This is a genomic window from Streptomyces sp. NPDC047974 (assembly GCF_040653375.1).
Classification (GTDB): domain Bacteria; phylum Actinomycetota; class Actinomycetes; order Streptomycetales; family Streptomycetaceae; genus Streptomyces.
In genome coordinates this window covers 72454-92252 of sequence record NZ_JBEZNU010000006.1, presented here as the reverse complement: position 1 = coordinate 92252, position 19799 = coordinate 72454, and the positions used below count along the sequence as shown (strand labels likewise).

Here is a 19799-nt window from a genome sequence, read left to right as displayed (position 1 = left end):
TGGTCAGGAACGCTTGGCGAAGGCGGCGCCCTCGGGGTTGCGGGCCTTGAGCACCAGGTAGGACACGGCGAGCAGCAGGCCCCAGACGGGGGCGCCGTAGAGGGCGACGCGGTTGCCGGCGTCCATGCCCATGGTGACGACGACCAGGCCGATGAAGGCGAGGGCGAAGACGCTGGCCCAGATGCCGCCGGGGGCCTTGAAGGAGGACTGGGGCAGTTCGCCGCGGTCGGCCTTGAGGCGGTAGCGGATCTGGCAGACCAGGATCATGATCCAGGCCCACATGCCGGAGATGGTGGCGAAGGAGACGACGTAGTTGAACGCCTCGCCGGGCCACTGGTAGTTGATCCAGACGCCGACCATCATCAGCGCGGCGGAGAAGGTGGTGCCGACGAGCGGGGTGCCGCTCTCGGTGAGCCGGGTGAAGACCTTCGGGCCCTGGCCGTTGAGCGCGAGGTCGCGCAGCATGCGGCCGGTGGAGTACATGCCCGAGTTGCAGGAGGACAGGGCCGCGGTCAGGACGACGAAGTTGACGATCGCGGCGCCGACGCCGAGGCCCATCTTCTCGAAGGCGGCGACGAACGGCGAGACGCCCGGCTGGAACTCGGTCCACGGCACGACCGACAGGATCATGATCAGCGCGCCGACGTAGAAGACGGCGATGCGCCACGGCACGGTGTTGATGGCCTTGGGCAGGACGGTCTTCGGGTCCTTCGACTCGCCGGCGGTGACGCCGACCAGCTCGACCGCGAGGAAGGCGAACATGACCATCTGGAGGGTCATGAGGGTGGAGCCGATGCCGTTCTCCCCGGCGAAGAAGCCGCCGAGGTCCCACAGGTGGGTGATCGAGGCGGTGTCACCGGCGTCGGAGAAGCCGAGGGTGAGGATGCCGGCGCAGATCAGGATCATGCCGACGATGGCGGTGACCTTGACCATGGAGAACCAGAACTCCAGCTCGCCGAAGAGCTTCACGGAGATCAGGTTGGCGCCGTACAGGATGATCGTGAAGACCAGGGCGGACAGCCACTGCGGGATGTCCCACCAATAGGTCATGTAGGTGGCCGCCGCGGTGACTTCGGTGATGCCGGTGACGACCCAGAAGAGCCAGTACGTCCAGCCGGTCACGAAGCCCGCGAAGGGGCCGATGAACTCGCGCGCGTACTCCGAGAAGGAACCGGAGACGGGGCGGTACATGAGGAGCTCGCCGAGCGCCCGCATGATGAAGAAGATGACGAGGCCCGCGAGGGCGTACGCGAGGATCAGGCTGGGTCCCGCCTTGGAGATGCCCTTGCCCGCTCCGAGGAAGAGGCCGGTGCCGATGGCGCCGCCGATCGCGATCATCTGGATCTGGCGGGCGCCGAGTGCCCGGTGGTAACCCTCGCCGGAGGCGGAGTCCGCGGCCTCACTGCCGTCGTGCTGCTTGTCGACCCGCACTGAGGTCATGGTGGTGCGCCTTTCTCCATGCTGATCCGCGCGACTGAGTCTGCTGCGGATCAGGTCCTGATCCCCCCGGATGTGGATGGAGTGCCACCGGCGGTCAGCCGGCCGAAGCGCCCTCGGGAACAGGGGTGGCGTCCCCGAGCGGTCGTGAAGATTTATCACGGGGTGGGGGGTGATCGACGGAGATAGATGTGGCGCACGCCACTAAAAAATACGGACAAAAGGAATTCAAGAGGACGAGATGTCCGCCCAGATAACGAGTTCGTTATCCGGATTTGAGCGTCCGCTGAGCGAACACCTCGTGACGCCCGCCCGTCAGGACATCAGCGTCTCGACCAATGACTCCTGAAGGGCTCCCAGCCAGAGGTACGCCATCACCATCGGCTTGCGCGGATCGCTGTCCGGCAGCCGGTAGAGCCGCTCGCTCTCCTCGTCCTCGGTGATGTCGAGGCGGGTGGCGATGGTGAGCCGCAGGTCGTTGAGGGTGCCGAGCCAGGCGCGGGACTCGTCCGGGGTCAGCTTCAGGACCGCCGACTCCTCCTGGCCCTCGCTCGCCATCCCGTCCAGGGCGCGCACCACGGCGAGGGCGTCCTCGCGCTTGCGGGCCCGCAGGTCGTTCTCGGTGTAGCGGCGGAAGTCGGCCGCGGCCGCCCGCAGCTCCTCGGTGTCGTCCCCGTACGCGTCGGGGAAGAGCCGGCGCAGGGCGGGGTCGGAGGGCGGCTCGGTGGGGCCCTCGGCGAAGAGGGCGGCCAACGGGTCGGCGTCCGCGCCGGGCTCGTCGCCCGGGCCGATCAGCTCCAGGAGCTGGACGGTGAGGGAGCGCAGGATGGAGACCTCGACCTCGTCGAGCGCGACGGCCGCTCCGCCGCCGGGCACGGCCTCGAAGTGGCCGGCCATCAGCCGCGGTCCTGGGAGAGCGTGGCCCACAGTCCGTAGCCGTGCATCGCCTGCACGTCCCGTTCCATCTCCTCGCGGGTGCCGCTGGAGACCACCGCGCGGCCCTTGTTGTGCACGTCGAGCATCAGTTTGTGCGCCTTGTCCTTGGAGTAGCCGAAGTACGCCTGGAAGACGTAACTGACATAGCTCATCAGGTTCACCGGGTCGTTGTGCACGAGGGTGACCCAGGGGACGTCGGGCTCGACGACCGCGGAGACCTCCTCGGCCGACTCGGTCCGTTCGATCTCGATAGGCGCGATGCTCACTTACCCCATGCTGCCACCCGGGACCCCCTGTCGCACAAACGGGGGGCCGTCGAGGGCACCTCACGCAGGACTATTCGTCAAACTGACGATTTCTGCGCTAGCATCATCCCCATGAACGCTGCGGACCTTGGGCTCCCGGTGGACGTGCCGTCGACCGCGCTCTTCACCGACCAGTACGAGCTGACCATGCTCCAGGCGGCCCTCAGGGCCGGCACCGCCGACCGGCACTCCGTCTTCGAGGTGTTCACCCGGCGGCTGCCCGAGGGGCGGCGGTACGGCGTCCTCGCGGGCGTCGGCCGGGTCCTGGACGCCGTCGAGAACTTCCGCTTCGACCCGGCCGTCCTGGGCTTCCTGCGGGAGCGGGGAATCGTCGACGAGCCGACCCTGAAGTGGCTCGCCGGATACCGCTTCTCCGGGGACATCTGGGGCTACCCCGAGGGTGAGGTGTACTTCCCCGGCTCCCCCGTCCTGCGCGTCGAGGGCTCCTTCGCCGAGTGCGTGCTCCTGGAGACGGTCGTCCTCTCGATCCTCAACCACGACTCGGCCATCGCCGCGGCCGCCTCCCGCATGTCGGCCGCCGCCGGCGGACGGCGGCTCATCGAGATGGGCGCCCGCCGCACCCACGAGCTGGCCGCCGTCGCCGCCTCCCGCGCCGCCTACGTCGGCGGCTTCGAGGCCACCTCCGACCTCGCCGCCGGCTTCCGCTACAACATCCCGACCGTCGGCACCTCCGCGCACGCCTTCACCCTGCTGCACGACACCGAGCGGGACGCCTTCCGGGCCCAGGTCGACAGCCTGGGCCGGGGCACCACCCTCCTCGTCGACACCTACGACGTCGCCGAGGCGGTCCGCACCGCCGTCGAGATCGCCGGCCCCGAGCTCGGAGCCGTCCGCATCGACTCCGGCGACCTGCTGCTCGTCGCCCACCGGGTGCGGGCGCAGCTGGACGAGCTGGGCGCCCGGGACACCAAGATCGTGGTCACCTCCGACCTCGACGAGTACGCCATCGCCTCGCTGGCCGCCGCGCCGGTGGACGCGTACGGCGTCGGCACCCAGCTGGTCACCGGCAGCGGCCACCCGACCTGCTCGATGGTCTACAAGCTGGTCGCCCGCGCCTCCTCCGACGACCGCAGGGCACCCCTCGTGCCGGTCGCCAAGAAGTCCCTGGGCGGCAAGGCGTCCATCGGCGGCCGCAAGTGGGCCGCGCGCCGCAAGGACGCCCACGGGGTCGCCGAGGCCGAGGTCGTCGGCACCGGGCCGGTCCCCGACGCGCTCGCCGCCGACCAGCTCCTGGTCGAGCTGGTCAAGGGCGGCGAGGTGGTGGCCAGGGAGCCGCTGGAGACGGCCCGGGCCCGGCACATCGCGGCCCGCGCCGGGCTGCCGATGTCGGCCATCCAGCTGTCGCGCGGCGAGCCGGTGCTGCCGACCGAGTACGCGTAGCCTCCGCCGACCGCGTGCGGCAGGCGAGCCGGACGCGTACATCTGGAGATACGTCCAGAGCCCGGGGCTTCCCCTCCCGGACCGGAGGGGAAGTCTCTAGGCTCGGCCTCACCCCACCGCCCCGACCACCCGAGGACACCCGCCATGCACCGCGCATTGATCGTCGTGGACGTACAGAACGACTTCTGCGAGGGCGGCAGCCTCGCGGTGACGGGCGGCGCGGACGTCGCCGCCGCCATCACCGAGCTGGTGGGCGAGGCGGCGGGCAGCGTCTACCGGCACGTCGTCGCCACCCGCGACCACCACATCGACCCGGGCGCGCACTTCGCCCCGGCCGGCGAGGCGCCCGACTACGTCACCTCCTGGCCGCGGCACTGCGTGGCCGGCACGGAGGGCGTCGGCTTCCACCCGAACTTCGCCCCTGCGGTCGCCGGCGGCGCGGTGCAGGCCGTCTTCGACAAGGGCGCCTACGAGGCCGCGTACAGCGGCTTCGAGGGGCGGGACGAGAACGGCGGGACGCTGGCCGGGTGGCTGCGCGAGCGGGAGGTGACCGAGGTCGACGTGGTCGGCATCGCCACCGACCACTGCGTGCGGGCCACCGCCCTGGACGCGGCCCGCGAGGGCTTCCACACCCGGGTCCTGCTCGACCTCACGGCGGGCGTCGCCCGCGAGACCACCGACCGGGCGCTCACCGAGCTGCGCGAGGCGGGCGTCGAGCTCACCGGCGAGCCGGTCGTCGCCTGACCCCGGTCGGCGCGTCCCGAGGGCCCCGGCTCAGGCCGCCGGGGCCTTCGGCAGTGCCCTGGCCGGGTGCCACAGCTCCTGGGCGGCGCCCGGCGTGGACCTCCACAGCAGGCCGTCCGGGTGGTGGAGGACGGCGGTGATCTCGTCCCCGGTGGGCGGCTCGGCGTTCCCCCGCAGATAAACCGACCGCAGGCCCAGGTTTCGCAGCCTGGTCAGGGCGCGGGCGCGGTTCGCGGCGTGGACGAGGAAGCGCACCGTGGCGCCGTCGCCGGCCGGACTGGGCAGTCCTATCGCCACCACCACACTGCCTCCCGGCAACTTGCAGAACCCGCCACCGGGCATGCGGAACCACTCCCCCGTGAGCCGACTGTCAATAAGGAGTCCATGAGAACTCGGTCAGCTGCACCTAAACACGATCGGCCGTCGCCCGCTAGGGGGCGACGGCCGATCACGCTTTGACCTGCTGTTTTACCGGATCGCTAGTCGATCAACGAGTCGACGGGCCCACCTGGACCGTGACCGTCTGGCCGTTCTTCGGCTCCTTGACGACCTGGATCTTGGTGTTGGTGTCAGTGACCTTGACGCCGGCGCGCTCGGTCTCCTGGAACCAGTAGGTGCCCTTGCGGTCGTCGAAGACCGGGTTGCCCGGCTGCGAGCGGATCCAGGTCGGGACGTCCTTCAGGTGCAGCTGGAAAGCGTCCGTCCGGTACGTTCCGAAGGTGGAGTCGTACGCCTGGACACGGTTGCGCATCAGGCTGCCGTCGCCGTACTTCAGCGGGGTCGGGTGGGCGTCGATCGGGAGGATCAGGCCCTGGCCCGGGTGCTGGGAGGTGTTGTTGTCCTTCTGGGACAGGTCCCACTTCCAGATGAGCAGACCGTTCTGGTACGGGTAGTGCTCGACCCAGCTCGCCTTGTCGCCGGTGAAGCCGAAGTTGTACGGGCCGACCTTGAGGGTGGCGTCGTACGAGACGTACTGGCGGTTCTCGGCGATGTAGTACTGCTCGTACTCGTTGGTGAAGCCCTTGCCCATCCGCGTGAAGCCCTTGGCCGTCCAGCCGTTGTCACCGTTCTCGGCGTCGTCCGAGAAGACGGTGGCGCCGTCGGCGGTCAGCGAGATGGAGTCGGCCGCGAAGCCCTTGAGCGCGAGGCCGCCGTCCGTCTGGTAGCGGAAGCGGAGGTCGAACTTCTTGCCCGCGTAGGCCGAGAGGTCGAACGAGAGCGACTTGTAGGCGCCGGAGACGCTGGAGAGCGCCGGGGTGCCGGCCGCGTCGCGGTCGATCGGCTTGCCGTCGGCCGTGCCGTCCAGCGCGGTCCAGTTGGCGCCGCCGTCCGTCGACACCTCGGTGTAGAGGTAGTCGTACTCGGCCTCGATGTCGTACCAGCCCTTGAGGTTCAGGGTGGCGGACGACTTGCCGGTGAGGTCGACCGGGCGGGTCAGGGTGTTCTTGAGGTCGTCGCCCATGCCGCTCCACCACTGCGTGGCGCCCTCGGCGGGCTCCACGATGTCGGTGGTGACGGCCTTCTTCGGCAGCTCGACGAGGAGCGCCTGCGGGTTCTTGGTGTTGTACTCCGCCACGCCCAGCTTGTGGGTGGACTTCTCGGCGCGCTGCTCGTCGCTCACCTTGGTGTAGTTGAGCCAGCCGAGCTGGAGCTTGTCCCAGGCGTTCATGTCGCCGGGCATGTCGCCGATGGACTCCTTGCCCAGGCCGAGCCAGGAGCCGGAGGACATCAGGGACCAGTAGCCGGTCGAGTTCTCGCCGCCCGCGGTGTCGTACAGGTCCGGCAGGCCGAGGTCGTGGCCGTACTCGTGGGCGAAGACGCCGAGGCCGCCGTTCTCGGGCTGCATCGTGTAGTCGCCGACCCAGATGCCGGTGTCGCCGATCGGGGTGCCGCCGGCCTTGTTGTTCTCCGGGCCGGCCTTGCCCGCGCTGGTGCCGTAGGCGTACCAGCGGTGCGCCCACAGGGCGTCGGTCTCCTGGACGCCGCCGCCGGCCGACTCGTCCTCGCCCGCGTGGACGATCTGGAAGTGGTCGATGTAGCCGTCGGACTCGTTGAAGTTGCCGTCGGCGTCGAAGTCGTAGCGGTCCCACTGGTCGTAGGACGCCAGGTCGGCCTTGATCTGGGCGTCGGTCTTGCCCTTGGCCTTCTGGTCGGCGACCCAGGCGTTGACGCCGTCGCGGACGGTGTCCCACACGTTGGCGCAGTTGGTCTGGCCGCAGTAGTTGGAGCCGTAGCGGGCCTCGTTGTACGGGACCTTGACCCAGTCGGAGACCGCGCCGTCGACCGAGTAGCGGCCGGACGAGGTGCGCTCGTAGTAGGTCTTCAGGGAGTGCTTCTGCTGACCGGTCTTCTTGTCCTTGCCGGTGCCGAAGTACAGGTCCTCGAAGTGCTTCTGGTTGTAGTCCGCCTGCCAGGCCGTCGAGTTGTCCTTCTTGCGGTCCGGCTGGGCTATCTGGTTGTGCAGCGGGCCGGGCTTGCCGCCGTACTTCGGCTTCAGCTCGTCCGTGTCGTCGTCCTTGCGGTCGACGAGGGTGGTGGTGTCGACCTGGTCGCCGAACTCGACGAGGATCGTGAAGATCTTGTCGGTCTTCTCGCGGCCCAGCTCGACGTACTTCTTGGCGTCGAGCTTCACGACCTGCGAACCGCCGCGGCGCTCGATCTTGGCCTCGCCGCTGAGCACCTGCTCCAGGGCGGCCTTGCGCTGCGCCGCCTGCTGCTTGCTGAACGGGCCGTCGAGGTCGTGGTCGACCGTGGTCTTGTCCTGGCCGTGGTCGTGGCCCGGAGCCGGGTCGTGGCGGACGTCCGCCGCCGCGATCCTGCCGTCCTCGTTCGCCCACGCGGTGGTGAAGGTCGAGGCGGTGGCGGCCGTGGCCGCGAGCGCCACGACGACCGCGGACGCCCGAATCGCCCGTCGTCTGTTGGTCACTTGGTGTCGTTCCTCCCCGGCGCCCACGCCCTCGGACCAGGAAGGTGGGGTGTCCGTCCGGGCGGGGTCGCGCGTCACAAGTGACGACATTCGACCGGAGAGAACGCAGAAAAGACAGATCTTGACTTGCACACACCAAGTGCACTATGCGGGTGTCGAAATCCGATATGCGGACGGTCAGGAAGGGTAAAGAAAACGGAAGTTCGGGTGCCGGACCACCTCGGGACCGCCTCGGGACGGTCTCCGGGGCCGACTCCGGGTCCGACTCCGGGTCCGACTCCGGGTCCGCCTCCGAGTCCGGCTCCCGGGCCCTCTCCGGGCCGGTCGTGCCTCCCGTGCGCCCCCCGTGCTCCGGCACCGTGGGTCAGGTCACGCTTACCCGCCGTCCCGGGCGGGCATCGAGCGTCGTAGAGTCGACCGGGAGTCCGGAGGGGCGGTATCCGTCATGCAGCGTCCGAACGCAGCGCAGTACGCCTACGGTTCGGCCGTCGTGGTCCTCGCGACCGCCGCGCTCCTGCTGCTGACCGGCGCGACCGGTCCGCCGGCCGTCGCCGCGGTCTGTCTCGCCGGACTGGTGCTCGGCGTGCTCGTGGCGGTGACGATGCCCTCGGCGGCGCGGCCCGTCAAGACCCCCGACGGCCCGGCGCCCGCCGCCGGGAACGACGCGGTCCGGGTACCGGCCGCGCAGGTGGGCGCGGGAGCCGATACCCGGACCGGTCGGTGAGCCCGTCCGTTCCGCCGGACGCTACTGCGGCACGGTGACGACCACCGTCTTCGCCGCCTTGTCGTGCAGGCCCTGCTTGTAGGGCTTGTCGACCAGGATGAGGACCAGGATGAGCAGCGGCCACAGGCAGGCGCAGCAGACCAGCGCCGGCAGCCAGAGGACGACGGCCCGCAGCAGCGACTGGCTCATCAGGGGCGTGGTGCCGTCGTTGAGCATGGCGACGCGCAGCTTCATCAGCCGCTTGCCGAGGGTCTGCCCGTTCTTCGCCGTGAGCACGGTGTCGTACGCGACGTACGCGACGATCGTCAGGAGCTGGAAGACCAGTTGCCCGCCGCCGGTCCAGGTGGCCTGGAAGTCGTCGCCGTCGACGGTCGCCCGGTCGTAGACGTCGAACGGGATGCCGATGATCGCGAGCGGCACCGCGATGATCACCCAGTCGACGAGCCGTGCCAGGACCCGGCGCCCGGTCTCGGCGAGCGGCGGCATCCCGGAGAGCGGGTCGGTGCCGCCGTACCCCCCGCCGTAGCCGCCGTACGGGGGCGGTGGCGGGTACGGCGAGTCGTACGGGCTCCCGGGCGGCGGAGGCCCGGGCGGCGGGCCCTGGGGCGGCTCCCTGGGCGGCTCCTGGGGCCGCTTGGCGAAGGGGTCGTCGTCGGGGGGCGGTCCGGGCGGCGGCTGGTCGGTGCTCATGGGGGCATCGCATCCCGGCGGCCCGGGGGCCGCAACGGATGGACCCCCGTTCGGGGGACCGTCGCCCGCCCCCGGTCAGGCCTTCGCGACGAAGGTGCCGGCCGCCTTGTCGTGCCAGCACTGGCGCCACGGACGGTCGAAGACGCACCAGACCACGTTGAGGACGCCGATCACCAGCAGGCCCAGGAAGGTGTACAGGAACCAGCGGCGCAGGGACCGCCCGAAGGACGGCGGCTCGTGCGCCTCGATGTCCCTGACCTGGACGCCGCACAGCTTCTTGCCGAGCGTGCGGCCCCACTTGGCGGTGGGCAGCGCCTCGTACAGCACGCCGAGGACGAGGAACAGGCCGAGCGCGATGCCGAACTGGACGGAGGTGGTGCCGTCGACCAGCCACACCTGCACGGTGACGCCGGAGCGCTCGGCCGCGTCGATCTTGGCCTGGATGTGGTCCAGGGCGGAGGTGACGAAGGGGAAGGCGGCGCCGGCCGCCATCGCGCCGAGCAGGACGGTGTCGATCACCCGGGCGAACAGCCGGCGCCCGAGCCCGGCCGGCGGCGCGGACGACTGCTCGCGGACGGCCGCGAGGAAGGGGTCCTCGACCGGCGGCTTCCACGGGACCACGGGCTGCTGGGCCTGCTGGGCCTGCTGGGGCTGTTGCGCCTGAGGCTGCGGCTGCGGCTGGGGCTGCAGCTGCGCCGGCTGGGGATGGGGGTGGGCCCAGGAGGGCGCCGCGGGCGCGGGAGCCGGGACCGGGGCCTGTGCCTGCGCCTGTGCCTGTACCTGTGCCTGTACGGGGGCGGGCTGGGGCTGCGGCTGTACGGGCGCGGGCGCCGGGGCCTCGTGGACGGGCGCCGGGGCCTCGTGGACGGGCGCCGGGGCCGGGGCAGGCGCCGGGGCCGGGGCGGGCGCCGGCGCCGGGGTGACGGGCATGCCGCCGAGGCGGGCGGGGGCGCTCGGGACGCGGGGGTCGGCGGCGGGCGCCTCGGCCTGCGCGGGGGCGGTCGGCCACTCGACCGGGGAGCGCGGATCGGGCACGGCGGCCGCGGGGGCCTCCCAGGCGCCCGGCTCCTCGTCGAAGAAGACGGGCCCGGTCTCGTCGACGGCGGCCCGCGCGGGGGCCACGGCCGCCGGGGCGGGCTCGGGGACGGGCGCCGGGGCGGGCTCGGGCGCCACGGCCGGGGCCGGCACGGCCGGCGCGGGCGCGGGGCTCGGCGCGAGGACCGGCCCGGCCGGCATGGCCGAGGCGGGCGGCATCGGCGCGCCCTCGCCGTCCTTGGGGGCGGGCCGGCTCGTGCCGGGTACCCAGGAGCCGCCGTTCCAGTACCGGATGTATCCGGGGATCGACGGGTCCGGGTAGTACCCCGCCTGCGGTACCTCGCCGCCGCCTCCGGGAGGAGTAGCCACTGCCCCGACTCCGTTCAGTCACAACGTTCCGTCACCACACTAAGGAGGCACAGTAACGAAGAACCTCCGCGAGGGAGGAAAGAGCCCGCGAGAAAGCCCGCCTTCACGCGAAGGAGGACGGAATCACTCACTCCCCGTGAGGTTCGGGCCCGGGGCCGGGGCGTCGGGGGAGGCCGGAAAAAACTTCCCGAAAAACTTTCCCGAAGTCGCGTAATGAACCGCGGGGACCGCGCTCTCTCCAGGTGAAGGCCCGTCCGGGGCCCCACGCGAGAGGCAGCAGTCATGCGGAACAACACCGAGAACACCACCGTCGAGCGCGAGCTGGAGCTGAAGCTGGTCCTGTCCCCCGAGCGCTCGGTCCCGGTGCCGGCCCGGCTCGCCTACCGCACCGACGACCCGTACGCCGTCCACATGGCCTTCCACATCGGCTCCGAGCACCCGGTGAACTGGACCTTCGCCCGCGAGCTGCTCGTCGAGGGCGTCTTCCGGGCCTGCGGCCACGGGGACGTGCGGATCTGGCCGACGAAGGTCGACGGCCGCAGCGTCATCCTCATGGCCCTCTCCTCCCCCGACGGCGACGCGCTCCTGGAGGCCCCGTCGGCGCAGGTGTCCGCCTGGCTGGAGCGGACCCTGCGCACGGTGCCGCCGGGCACGGAGTCGGAGCGGCTCGGCATCGACGACGGCCTCGCGGAGCTGCTGGCGACCACCGTGGTCGGCGACGACCTGTGGCTGCGGGACCCGTGGGGCTCGGACGAGTCTCAGGACGGGGAGCTGTGACGTCGTACCGGCGGGCTCAGAAGAGCTTTCCGGGGTTGAGGAGGCCCAGCGGGTCGAAGACGCGCTTGATCTCCCGCTGGAGTTCGAGTCCGACCGGTCCGAGCTCGCGGGCCAGCCACTCCTTCTTCAGGACGCCGACGCCGTGTTCGCCGGTGATGGTGCCGCCGAGGGAGAGGCCGAGCGCCATGATCGCGTCGAAGGACTCGCGGGCGCGCCGGGACTCGTCCTCGTCGGTGTGGTCGAAGCAGACGACGGGGTGGGTGTTGCCGTCGCCCGCGTGCGCGCAGACGCCGATGGTGAGGGCGTACTTCTCGGCGATGGCGGTGGTGCCGGCGAGCATCTCGGCGAGCCGGGTGCGGGGCACGCACACGTCGTCGATCATCGTGGCCGGCCTGAGGGTCTCCAGGGCGGTGAGGGAGAGCCGGCGGGCCTGGAGGAGGAGTTCGGACTCGGCGGCGTCGGCGGCGGGGACGACCTCGGTGGCCCCGGCGGCGGTGCAGAGCGCGCCGACGGCGGCGAGGTCGGCGGCCGGGTCGGGGGTGTCGAAGGCGCACAGGAGGAGCGCCTCGGTGGTCTCGGGGAGACCCATCCGCGCCATGCGGTTGACGGCCTGGACGGTGGTGCGGTCCATGAGTTCGAGGAGCGAGGGGGTGTGGCCGCGCTCCATGATCGCGCAGACGGCGGCGCAGGCGGCGTCCGAGGAGGGGAACTCGGCGGCGAGGACGAGCTGGGCGGGCGGCTGCGGCTTGAGCGCGAGGACGGCCTTCACGACGACGCCGAGGCTGCCCTCGGAGCCGACGAAGAGCCGGGTGAGGTCGTATCCGGCGACGCCCTTGGCGGTGCGGCGCCCGGTGGTCAGGAGGCGCCCGTCGGCGAGCACGACCTCCAGGCCGAGGACGTACTCCGCGGTGACGCCGTACTTGACGCAGCACAGACCTCCGGAGGCGGTGCCGATGTTGCCGCCGATGGTGCAGGACTCCCAACTGGAGGGATCCGGCGGGTAGTACAGGCCGTGCTCGGCCACGGCGCGGGACAGGACGGCGTTGACGACGCCCGGTTCGACGACGGCGACGCGGTCGACCGGGTCGATCTCCAGGATCCGGTCCATCTTGACGAGGGAGAGCACGACGCAGCCCTCGGAGGCGTTGGCGCCCCCGGAGAGTCCGGTGCGGGCGCCCTGCGGCACGACCGGGACGCGGTGCCCGGTCGCCGTCCGCATGACGTGCCGGACCTGTTCGACGGTGCGCGGCAACACGACGACGGCGGGGGTGCCGGCCGCGCAGAAGCTCGCCATGTCGTGGGCGTAGGAGGCCGTCACGTCCGGGTCGGTGAGGACGGCGTCGGCGGGGAGCCCGGCACGGAGGTCCGCGAGGAGGGCCGCACGGGGATCCGGGGTGGTGTCCGGGTGGGGCGTCTGGAGATCGTCCATGGTCCCAGCGTGGCACCGGGGGCCGATGGTGTGAACCCGCCGGGACGGGCGGCTCGTGTGCTCTTCGTACGAGCGCGGGCGGGCGCACAGTGAGGCGCATGAGCGCGATGAAGAGCCAGAACGTGTCGCGGGTGGTGCTCGCCTCCGGGGTGGCGGCGGTGCTCGCGGCGACGGCGCTGCTGTACCTGCCGGAGCTGCTCGGCGGGGACGGGCCGCCGCGGCCGCCGGGGCCCGCCGAGCGGGCGGCGAGCGCGGCCCACGCGGGGGCGCCGGCGGCGCTGCCGGACCTCGTGGCGCTGATCGGCGACCGGGAGGCGTGGCTGTCGGAGCACCCCGGCGACGCCGCGTCGTGGGCGGTGCTCGGTGCGGCCTACACGGAGCGCGGTACCCGGCTCGGGGACGCGAGGGACCTGCCGAGGGCCGAGCGGGCGCTGAACCGTTCGCTCGCGGAGCTGCCGGCCGGGCGGGGGAACGTGGACGCGCAGTTGGGGCTCGCGGCGCTGGCGGGGGCGCGGGGCGACTGGAAGGCCGCCAAGGAGTGGGGCGAGCGGGCCGGGAAGGCGGCGCCGAAGCGGTGGAACGCGTACCCGCTCCTCATCGACGCGTACAACGGCCTCGGCGACTACGCGGCGGCCCGCAAGGCGATGGAGCGCCTGGAGGAGCTGCACGGCGGGGCGGTGGTGCGGGGCCGGGCGGCGCAGGTCTACCGGGACCGGGGCTGGCGGGAGGACGCCGACGCCACGGCCCTCGACGCGGCGGCGCTGGCGGCGACGGACCCGGAGAAGGCGGAGGCGTACGCGCGCCTCGGGCGCTTCTCGTGGGAGCGGGGCGAGCCGGCCGAGGCCCTGGAGCGGTACGGGACGGCGCTGCGGTTCGTGCCGGACCACGGGCCGGCGCTGGCGGGCCGGGCGCGGGCGCTCGCGGCGCTCGGCCGGACCGACGAGGCGCAGCGGGACTGGCGGGTGGCGCTGGCCCGTCAGCCGCTGCCCGAGTACGTCCTGGAGTCCGGGGAGCTGGCGGAGTCGCTGGGCCTGGACGGGGACGCGCAGGCGGCGTACCGGCGGCTGCGGGAGGGGAGCTGGGCCGCCGCGGACGTCGTCCTGGGGCTGCTCGACGCCGACCACGGCGATCCGGGCGCGGCGGTGGCCCGGCTGAAGGGCGCCTGGGCGAAGGGCCACCGGTCGGTGGCGGTGGCGGACGCGCTGGGCTGGGCGCTGCACCGGGCGGGCGAGCCGGAGGAGGCGCTGCCGTACGCCCGCAGGGCCACGGACGAGGGGCTGCGGAGCGCCTCGTTCATGTACCACCTGGGCGAGATCGAGCGGGCGCTCGGACGGACGGGCCAGGCGCGCCGGCACCTGGAGGAGGCGCTGCGGATCCACCCGGCGTTCTCGCCGCTGCACGCGCCGCGGGCCCGGGCGGCGTCGGCGGAGCTGGGCGAGCCGGACCCGGATGCGGTGCCGAAGGACGCGCTGCCGGCGAAGGACGCGCTCCGGGCGGAGGCCGCGCCTCGGACGGAGGCCTCGGCTCGGACGGAGCCCGCGGCTCGGACGGAGCCCGCGCCTCGGACGGAGCCCGCGGCTCGGACGGAGGCCGCGCAGGACTCTCCGGGGCGGACGGCCTCGCCGGAGGCGAAGGACTCCGCGGAGAGACCGGCGAAGGACACGACGAGTTGACCGCGCGTCCGGGACGGGCCCCGTGCCCCGTCCCGGACGCGCCGGCCGGCCTTACAGGTTGCCGCGCTTGTCCTGCTCGCGCTCGATGGCCTCGAAGAGGGCCTTGAAGTTGCCCTTGCCGAAGCCCATGGAGCCGTGGCGCTCGATCATCTCGAAGAAGACGGTCGGGCGGTCCTGGACCGGCTTGGTGAAGATCTGCAGCAGGTAGCCGTCCTCGTCGCGGTCGGCGAGGATCTTCAGCTCGCGCAGCTCGTCGATCGGCACGCGGGTGTCGCCGACCCACTCGCCGAGGGTGTCGTAGTAGGCGTCCGGGACGGACAGGAACTCGACGCCGGCGGCGCGCATCGCGCGCACGGTGGCGACGATGTCGTTGGTGGCGAGGGCGATGTGCTGGACGCCGGGGCCGTTGTAGAACTCGAGGTACTCGTCGATCTGCGACTTCTTCTTCGCGATCGCCGGCTCGTTGATCGGGAACTTCACCTTCTTGGTGCCGTCCGCGACCACCTTCGACATGAGGGCGGAGTACTCGGTGGCGATGTCGTCGCCCACGAACTCCTTCATGTTGGTGAAGCCCATGACGTCGTTGTAGAACGTCACCCACTCGTTCATCTTGCCGAGCTCGACGTTGCCGACGCAGTGGTCGATCGCCTGGAAGGTGCGCTTGGCCGGCGGCTCGACCATCGGGGCGGCGGCGGTGTACCCGGGGAGGTACGGGCCCGTGTAGTCCGAGCGCTCGACGAGGGTGTGGCGGGTCTGGCCGTAGGTGGCGATGGCGGCGAGGACGACGGTGCCGTGCTCGTCCTTGAGCTCGTACGGCTCCACCAGGCCGGTGGCGCCCTGCGCGACGGCGTGGGCGTACGCGGCGCGGGCGTCGGGGACCTCGATGGCCAGGTCGATCACGCCGTCGCCGTGCTCGGCGACGTGCGTGTCGAGGAAGCGGCCCCAGTCGGTGCTCGCCTTGATGACGGAGGTGAACACGAAACGGGCGGCGCCGTTGGTGAGGACGTAGCTGGCGGTCTCCCGGCTGCCGTTCTCCGGTCCGGAGTAGGCGACCAGCTTCATGCCGAAGGCGGTGGAGTAGTAGTGCGCGGCCTGCTTGGCGTTGCCCACGGCGAAGACGACCGCGTCCATGCCCTTCACCGGGAAGGGGTCGGCCTCGCGCGCGGTGGAAGGGGTGTGGTCAAGGGTCTCAGTCATGGCCTCAGCGTCCCGCCGACCCGCAAGGTGCGCAATAGTTCGCTGCCAGGGTGGGCAATCTGCACAGCGACCAGGGAGTATGGCCGGGCGACTTGTACATCGTGACCACTCGGAGGGTGTCGTGGCGATCGATCATTTGGACGGCCGGCTGATCGTGCTCCTGGCGCGCGAGCCGCGCATCGGGGTCCTGGAGGCGTCGAGGCGGCTCGGGGTGGCCCGCGGCACCGTCCAGGCGCGCCTGGACCGGCTCCAGGCGAGCGGGGTGATCCGCGGGTTCGGACCGCAGGTGGACCCGGCGGCGCTCGGCTACCCGGTGACGGCCTTCGCGACCCTGGAGATCAAGCAGGGCCAGGGCGCGGACGTGCGGGAGCACCTGGCGACGGTCCCGGAGGTCCTGGAACTGCACACCACGACGGGCCACGGGGACATGCTGTGCCGGCTGGTGGCGCGGTCGAACGCGGACCTCCAGCGGGTGATCGACAAGGTGGTCGCCTTCGAGGGGATCGTGCGGGCGTCGACGGCGATCGTGATGGAGAACGCGGTGCCCCTGCGGATCATCCCGCTGGTGGAGCAGGCGGCGGGCGGGGAGCCGGAGTAGCCCCCGGGGGGAAGTAGTTGCAAAGAAATCCTTGCAACGACTTCTTTGCAACTCTACGCTCAGGGCATGCCCGAGCCCGAGAAGGCCGCGAAGGCCCCGCAGAAGCACGTCACCCGGGTACTCGACCCGCGCTCCCTGCGCGGCCTCGCCCACCCCCTGCGCATACAGCTCCTCCGCTCCCTGCGGCACCACGGCCCCGCCACCGCGTCCCGGCTCGCCGAACGCCTCGGCGAGTCCAGCGGCGCCACCAGCTACCACCTGCGCCAGCTCGCCGCCCACGGCTTCGTCGAGGACGACCCGACCCTCGGGAAGGGGCGGGAGCGGTGGTGGAGGGCCGCGCAGCAGGGCATCAGCTGGGACGCGTCCCTCGACCGGAACACCGACCCCGAGGTGCGGGGCGCCGCCGACCTCCTCCTCCACGAGGTCGCGACCAACCACACCCAGGAACTGTCCACCTGGATCGCCACCCGACACGAGTGGCCCGAATGGGCCGGCGCGACCGACATGAGCGACTTCACGCTGCGGCTCCCGCCCGCCGCCGCGCGCGAGCTCGGGCAGCGGCTGCACGCGCTGATCGACGAGTACCGGAACTCGCCCTCGGCGGACGCCCCGGACGCCGGGCGCGTACGACTCCACCTGCACGCGTTTCCGCAGCGGGAGGGGTGAGCGGGGCTCCTCCCCCACCCCGACGCACCCGCACCGGCTCGCCTCCCGCCCCACCGCGCCGCCACCACTCCCACGGAAGGGACCGCGAGACGATGGACGCCGACGTCCTCCACCCGACGCACCGGAAGAGCAGACGCCCCCTGTTCACCGCCCTCGCCGCCAACACGATCTCGATCGCGGGGAATTCGCTCACCCTGATCGGCGTGCCGTGGTTCGCCCTGGAGACCACCGGAAGCCCCGGCAAGGCCGGGTTCGTCGCGTTCTGCGCGGCGCTTCCGGTGGTCCTGTCGGCGATCGCCGGCGGGCCGCTCGTGGACCGGATCGGGCGGCGGCGGGTCAGCGTCGCGTCCGACCTGGTCTGCGCGCTCGCGCTCGCCGCGATCCCGCTGCTGCACCACACCGGGCACCTCGCCTACTGGATGCTCTGCGCGCTGATGGCCGTCAGCGGCCTCTTCCACGCCCCCGGCGAGACCGCCCGCTACGTCCTGGTGCCGGATCTCGCGGAGCGGGCCGGGATCCCGCTGGCCCGGGCCGCGAGCCTGTACGACGCGGTGTCGCGCGGGGCCAGGATGGGCGGCGCGGCGCTCGCCGGCGTGCTGGTGGCGACGGTCGGCGCCGACACCGTCCTGCTCTTCGACGCGGCGACCTTCGGCGTCTCCGCGCTGCTCGTCGCCTTCGGCCTGCGCGGCCTGCCCGCGGCCGAGCCGCGGCGCGACGGGCCGCCGCTGTCCCCGGAGCGCTACCGGGCGGACCTGCGCGAGGGGTACGCGTACCTCTTCGGCGACCGGCTGATGCTCGGCATCATGCTCCTGGTGATGGTCACCAACGGACTCTCCCTGAGCTGGAGTTCGGTGCTGCTTCCGCTGCACGCCCGGGAGCACCTGGGCGGGCCGGCGGCCCAGGGCCTGCTGGTCGCGGTCTTCGCGGGGTGCGCGCTCGCCGCGGCGCTGCTGTACGGGGCCGTGGGGCACCGCTTCCCGCGCCGGAAGGTCTTCACCGTCGGGTTCCTGATGACCGGCGCCCCGCTGTTCGTGGTGGCGGCGACGACGGAGACGCTCGCGCCGCTGCTCGTGACGGCGGTGGCGGCCGGGCTCGGGGCCGGGGTGCTCAACCCGGTCCTGGCGACCGTGATGTACGAGCGGGTGCCGGAGGAGCTGCGGAGCCGGGTCGCGGGGGCCAGTACGGCCGGGGTGCTGATGGCGACGCCGCTGGGCGGCCTGGTGACGGGCCTCGTGGTGGAGTCGGCGGGGCTGACGGCGACCCTGCTGGGCGTCGCCGCGCTCTACTTCCTGGTGACGCTCTCCCCGGCGGTCTTCCCCGCCTGGCGCGGCATGGACCGGGTCCCCCTCAGCAGCTCGGAACCTTCGACTCCTGGCCCTGCCCCAGCGCCCGGAGCGAGCTCACGGCGTCGGTGAGCGCGGTCACGGGCACGAGCCGCATGCCGTCCGGGAGTTCGGCCCGCGCGTCCGAGCACTCGTCCTTCGGGACCAGGAAGACGGTGGCGCCGTCGCGGGACGCGGCCTGGGTCTTGAGGGAGACGCCGCCGACCGCCCCGACCTTCCCGTCCGGCGCGATCGTGCCCGTACCGGCGACGACCTTGCCGCCGGTGAGCTCGCCGCCGTCGCCGTCGCCGTCGAGCTTGTCGACGACGCCGAGGGCGAAGAGCAGGCCGGCGCTGGGCCCGCCGACGTCGGCGAGGTGCAGCTCCACCTTCACCTTCGCCGGATCGAGGTCCAGGTAGTCCAGGGCGGCCATGGCGGCCGCGTCCTGGGACTCCTCCATCTGCCCGAGGTTCCGCTTCTCGATCTCCGCGTCGGACTTCCCCGGCGGGTAGACGGAGTCGTGCGGCAGCACGGCGCGGTCGGTGCGGAACCAGGCGTCGGCGACGTCCCCGAGGTCGACGTCCGTGCCGGGCCCGGTGGCGAGGATCGTCGTCATCCGCAGCTGCCCGCTGGTGGGCCGGACCGGGGCGCCGGTGATCGTGATGATCTCCCGCCCCTGGTCCTTGCCGAGGACGTCGGCGGTGGTCCCGGGCTGGGCGATGGCGAACGGCAGCGGCGCGAGCCCCGCCACGGCGACCAGCGCGACGACGGGAACGGCGCACGCCGCGAGCACACGGGACCGGGGCATACGGGAGAGACGCGAGAGCACGCGTCCAATCTACTGGGCCGGGCTCAGCGGCGGGCGCGGCCCGGCTCCCGCCCGAGGAAGCCGCGCGGCTCGCGGCGGACGGCCGCGCAGGACGCCGCCGCGCCGCCGGGCCGACGGGCCCGTCCCGTAGGGCGTCCGGCACGATCCCGGCGGCCTGCGGCCGGGGGACGCTCGCGAGCGGGCGGCGGGGGCGTACGAGACGGTCCTGGCGCCCGTGTGGGGCGGGTACGGGATCTGGCACCGGGCGGAGTTCGCCCGGCACGCGGTGGCGCCGGCGGGGGCGGGCCGGAGGCGGCGCCGACGGCCCTGGCGCCGGGCTCGGCCTTCGAGGGCGGGGTGTGGACCTGGCCGGCCGGGTCCGGAAGCCCGGAAGCCGGGAAGCCGGGAAGCCGGGAAGCCGGGAAGCGGGGAAGCCGGGAAGCGGGGACGTACGCCTCGGGCCCGGGGGCCGGTGCTGCTGCCGGCCTTCCGCCGGCGGGGCGGGCCGCCGGTGCAGGGCCGGCCGGGGCGGCCGGTGGTGCAGGACCGGCCGAGGAGGCCGGTGGTGCTCGCCCGTCCGGCGGGCGCGGGGCCGGTGCTGCTGCCCGTCCGGCGGGCGCGGGGCCGCCTTCCGTGGCGGAGGGCGCCGGCGGGCCCGAGGAGCCGCCGGCGGGCGTCCTCGCGCCCGACGAGGGCCGCGCTGCTGCGCGCCCTGCCCGCGCCGCGCACGACGACCGGACCGGCCAGGGCGCCGGGCGTGGC

Annotated in this window: 18 protein-coding genes; 8 read left to right on the top strand and 10 right to left on the bottom strand. The window is 72.7% G+C overall.

The window, feature by feature from the left end:
• Positions 1-3: 3 nt before the first annotated feature.
• The 3 genes from AB0E19_RS11250 to clpS all read right to left on the bottom strand — a co-directional run bounded on the left by AB0E19_RS11250 (position 4) and on the right by clpS (position 2639).
• Positions 4-1440 (bottom strand): amino acid permease, encoded by a 1437-nt coding sequence (locus AB0E19_RS11250; protein WP_362176814.1) that lies wholly within the window; start codon positions 1438-1440, stop codon positions 4-6.
• Between the two features lie 312 nt (positions 1441-1752).
• Entirely contained in the window at positions 1753-2334 is a 582-nt protein-coding gene (locus AB0E19_RS11245; RefSeq protein WP_362176811.1) for a DUF2017 domain-containing protein, read from the bottom strand.
• The gene (gene clpS / locus AB0E19_RS11240) at positions 2334-2639 is read right to left on the bottom strand and encodes an ATP-dependent Clp protease adapter ClpS (RefSeq protein WP_360603479.1); all 306 of its coding nucleotides are present in this window, start codon (positions 2637-2639) and stop codon (positions 2334-2336) included. The genes AB0E19_RS11245 and clpS overlap by 1 nt, the downstream gene beginning before the upstream one ends.
• 111 nt (positions 2640-2750) lie before the next feature.
• Here clpS and AB0E19_RS11235 point away from each other — a divergent pair, with 111 nt between their 5' ends.
• Together AB0E19_RS11235 and AB0E19_RS11230 are read left to right on the top strand one after the other, a co-directional pair.
• Positions 2751-4079 carry a nicotinate phosphoribosyltransferase gene (locus AB0E19_RS11235; protein ID WP_362176806.1) on the top strand — a complete coding sequence of 443 codons (1329 nt, stop codon included), beginning with the start codon at positions 2751-2753 and terminating at the stop codon, positions 4077-4079.
• Positions 4080-4223: 144 nt separating this feature from the next.
• Entirely contained in the window at positions 4224-4823 is a 600-nt protein-coding gene (locus AB0E19_RS11230) for a nicotinamidase (RefSeq protein WP_362176803.1), read from the top strand.
• Positions 4824-4853: 30 nt separating this feature from the next.
• Here AB0E19_RS11230 and AB0E19_RS11225 read toward each other — a convergent pair whose 3' ends face one another.
• Both AB0E19_RS11225 and AB0E19_RS11220 read right to left on the bottom strand, forming a co-directional pair.
• Positions 4854-5165, bottom strand: coding sequence for a hypothetical protein (locus AB0E19_RS11225; protein ID WP_031011690.1), 312 nt, complete (start codon positions 5163-5165; stop codon positions 4854-4856).
• A 145-nt stretch (positions 5166-5310) separates the two neighbouring features.
• Positions 5311-7749 carry an immune inhibitor A domain-containing protein gene (locus tag AB0E19_RS11220; RefSeq protein WP_362176798.1) on the bottom strand — a complete coding sequence of 813 codons (2439 nt, stop codon included), beginning with the start codon at positions 7747-7749 and terminating at the stop codon, positions 5311-5313.
• A 445-nt stretch (positions 7750-8194) separates the two neighbouring features.
• Here AB0E19_RS11220 and AB0E19_RS11215 point away from each other — a divergent pair, with 445 nt between their 5' ends.
• Positions 8195-8473 carry a hypothetical protein gene (locus AB0E19_RS11215; RefSeq protein ID WP_362176795.1) on the top strand — a complete coding sequence of 93 codons (279 nt, stop codon included), beginning with the start codon at positions 8195-8197 and terminating at the stop codon, positions 8471-8473.
• Positions 8474-8494: 21 nt separating this feature from the next.
• Here the strand turns inward: AB0E19_RS11215 and AB0E19_RS11210 are convergent, their stop codons facing one another.
• Positions 8495-9163 carry an RDD family protein gene (locus tag AB0E19_RS11210; RefSeq protein WP_362176792.1) on the bottom strand — a complete coding sequence of 223 codons (669 nt, stop codon included), beginning with the start codon at positions 9161-9163 and terminating at the stop codon, positions 8495-8497.
• A 75-nt stretch (positions 9164-9238) separates the two neighbouring features.
• On the bottom strand, positions 9239-10567 hold the full coding sequence (locus AB0E19_RS11205; RefSeq protein WP_362176789.1) for an RDD family protein: 1329 nt from the start codon (positions 10565-10567) through the stop codon (positions 9239-9241).
• A gap of 282 nt (positions 10568-10849) precedes the next feature.
• On the opposite strand from AB0E19_RS11205, the gene AB0E19_RS11200 reads away from it, so the two are divergent.
• A complete protein-coding gene (locus AB0E19_RS11200; RefSeq protein ID WP_362176786.1) occupies positions 10850-11344 on the top strand; it encodes an SsgA family sporulation/cell division regulator in 495 nt (164 codons plus the stop codon).
• Positions 11345-11360: 16 nt separating this feature from the next.
• On the opposite strand, the gene AB0E19_RS11195 is transcribed toward AB0E19_RS11200, so the two are convergent.
• Complete coding sequence (locus AB0E19_RS11195) at positions 11361-12773, bottom strand: FAD-linked oxidase C-terminal domain-containing protein (RefSeq protein ID WP_362176783.1); 1413 nt, start codon at positions 12771-12773, stop codon at positions 11361-11363.
• Positions 12774-12871: 98 nt separating this feature from the next.
• Between AB0E19_RS11195 and AB0E19_RS11190 the strand changes: the two genes are divergently transcribed.
• Positions 12872-14446 carry a tetratricopeptide repeat protein gene (locus AB0E19_RS11190; protein ID WP_362176780.1) on the top strand — a complete coding sequence of 525 codons (1575 nt, stop codon included), beginning with the start codon at positions 12872-12874 and terminating at the stop codon, positions 14444-14446.
• Between the two features lie 51 nt (positions 14447-14497).
• On the opposite strand, the gene hppD is transcribed toward AB0E19_RS11190, so the two are convergent.
• Positions 14498-15643 (bottom strand): 4-hydroxyphenylpyruvate dioxygenase, encoded by a 1146-nt coding sequence (hppD, locus tag AB0E19_RS11185; protein WP_362176777.1) that lies wholly within the window; start codon positions 15641-15643, stop codon positions 14498-14500.
• Between the two features lie 121 nt (positions 15644-15764).
• Between hppD and AB0E19_RS11180 the strand changes: the two genes are divergently transcribed.
• The 3 genes from AB0E19_RS11180 (at position 15765) to AB0E19_RS11170 (ending at position 18322) form a co-directional block, all read left to right on the top strand.
• A complete protein-coding gene (locus AB0E19_RS11180; protein ID WP_043228120.1) occupies positions 15765-16241 on the top strand; it encodes an Lrp/AsnC family transcriptional regulator in 477 nt (158 codons plus the stop codon).
• 66 nt (positions 16242-16307) lie between these two features.
• Positions 16308-16907: a winged helix-turn-helix domain-containing protein gene (locus AB0E19_RS11175; RefSeq protein WP_362176772.1), complete on the top strand. Its 600-nt coding sequence runs from the start codon at positions 16308-16310 to the stop codon at positions 16905-16907.
• Positions 16908-16999: 92 nt separating this feature from the next.
• Positions 17000-18322, top strand: a complete 1323-nt coding sequence (locus AB0E19_RS11170) for an MFS transporter (protein ID WP_362176769.1) — start codon at positions 17000-17002, stop codon at positions 18320-18322.
• Here AB0E19_RS11170 and AB0E19_RS11165 read toward each other — a convergent pair.
• On the bottom strand, positions 18255-19037 hold the full coding sequence (locus AB0E19_RS11165) for a S16 family serine protease (RefSeq protein WP_362177285.1): 783 nt from the start codon (positions 19035-19037) through the stop codon (positions 18255-18257). The two genes, AB0E19_RS11170 and AB0E19_RS11165, sit on opposite strands and share 68 nt — an antisense overlap.
• Positions 19038-19799: the final 762 nt, after the last annotated feature.

What these genes read in the sequence shown, in the direction of transcription:
- AB0E19_RS11250 (WP_362176814.1), bottom strand. Translation starts at nt 1,440, where the DNA reads ATGACCTCAGTGCGGGTCGACAAGCAGCACGACGGCAGTGAGGCCGCG.
- AB0E19_RS11245 (WP_362176811.1), bottom strand. Translation starts at nt 2,334, where the DNA reads ATGGCCGGCCACTTCGAGGCCGTGCCCGGCGGCGGAGCGGCCGTCGCG.
- AB0E19_RS11235 (WP_362176806.1), top strand. Translation starts at nt 2,751, where the DNA reads ATGAACGCTGCGGACCTTGGGCTCCCGGTGGACGTGCCGTCGACCGCG.
- AB0E19_RS11230 (WP_362176803.1), top strand. Translation starts at nt 4,224, where the DNA reads ATGCACCGCGCATTGATCGTCGTGGACGTACAGAACGACTTCTGCGAG.
- AB0E19_RS11225 (WP_031011690.1), bottom strand. Translation starts at nt 5,165, where the DNA reads ATGCCCGGTGGCGGGTTCTGCAAGTTGCCGGGAGGCAGTGTGGTGGTG.
- AB0E19_RS11215 (WP_362176795.1), top strand. Translation starts at nt 8,195, where the DNA reads ATGCAGCGTCCGAACGCAGCGCAGTACGCCTACGGTTCGGCCGTCGTG.
- AB0E19_RS11210 (WP_362176792.1), bottom strand. Translation starts at nt 9,163, where the DNA reads ATGAGCACCGACCAGCCGCCGCCCGGACCGCCCCCCGACGACGACCCC.
- AB0E19_RS11200 (WP_362176786.1), top strand. Translation starts at nt 10,850, where the DNA reads ATGCGGAACAACACCGAGAACACCACCGTCGAGCGCGAGCTGGAGCTG.
- AB0E19_RS11195 (WP_362176783.1), bottom strand. Translation starts at nt 12,773, where the DNA reads ATGGACGATCTCCAGACGCCCCACCCGGACACCACCCCGGATCCCCGT.
- AB0E19_RS11190 (WP_362176780.1), top strand. Translation starts at nt 12,872, where the DNA reads ATGAGCGCGATGAAGAGCCAGAACGTGTCGCGGGTGGTGCTCGCCTCC.
- hppD (WP_362176777.1), bottom strand. Translation starts at nt 15,643, where the DNA reads ATGACTGAGACCCTTGACCACACCCCTTCCACCGCGCGCGAGGCCGAC.
- AB0E19_RS11175 (WP_362176772.1), top strand. Translation starts at nt 16,308, where the DNA reads ATGCCCGAGCCCGAGAAGGCCGCGAAGGCCCCGCAGAAGCACGTCACC.
- AB0E19_RS11170 (WP_362176769.1), top strand. Translation starts at nt 17,000, where the DNA reads ATGGACGCCGACGTCCTCCACCCGACGCACCGGAAGAGCAGACGCCCC.
- AB0E19_RS11165 (WP_362177285.1), bottom strand. Translation starts at nt 19,037, where the DNA reads ATGCCCCGGTCCCGTGTGCTCGCGGCGTGCGCCGTTCCCGTCGTCGCG.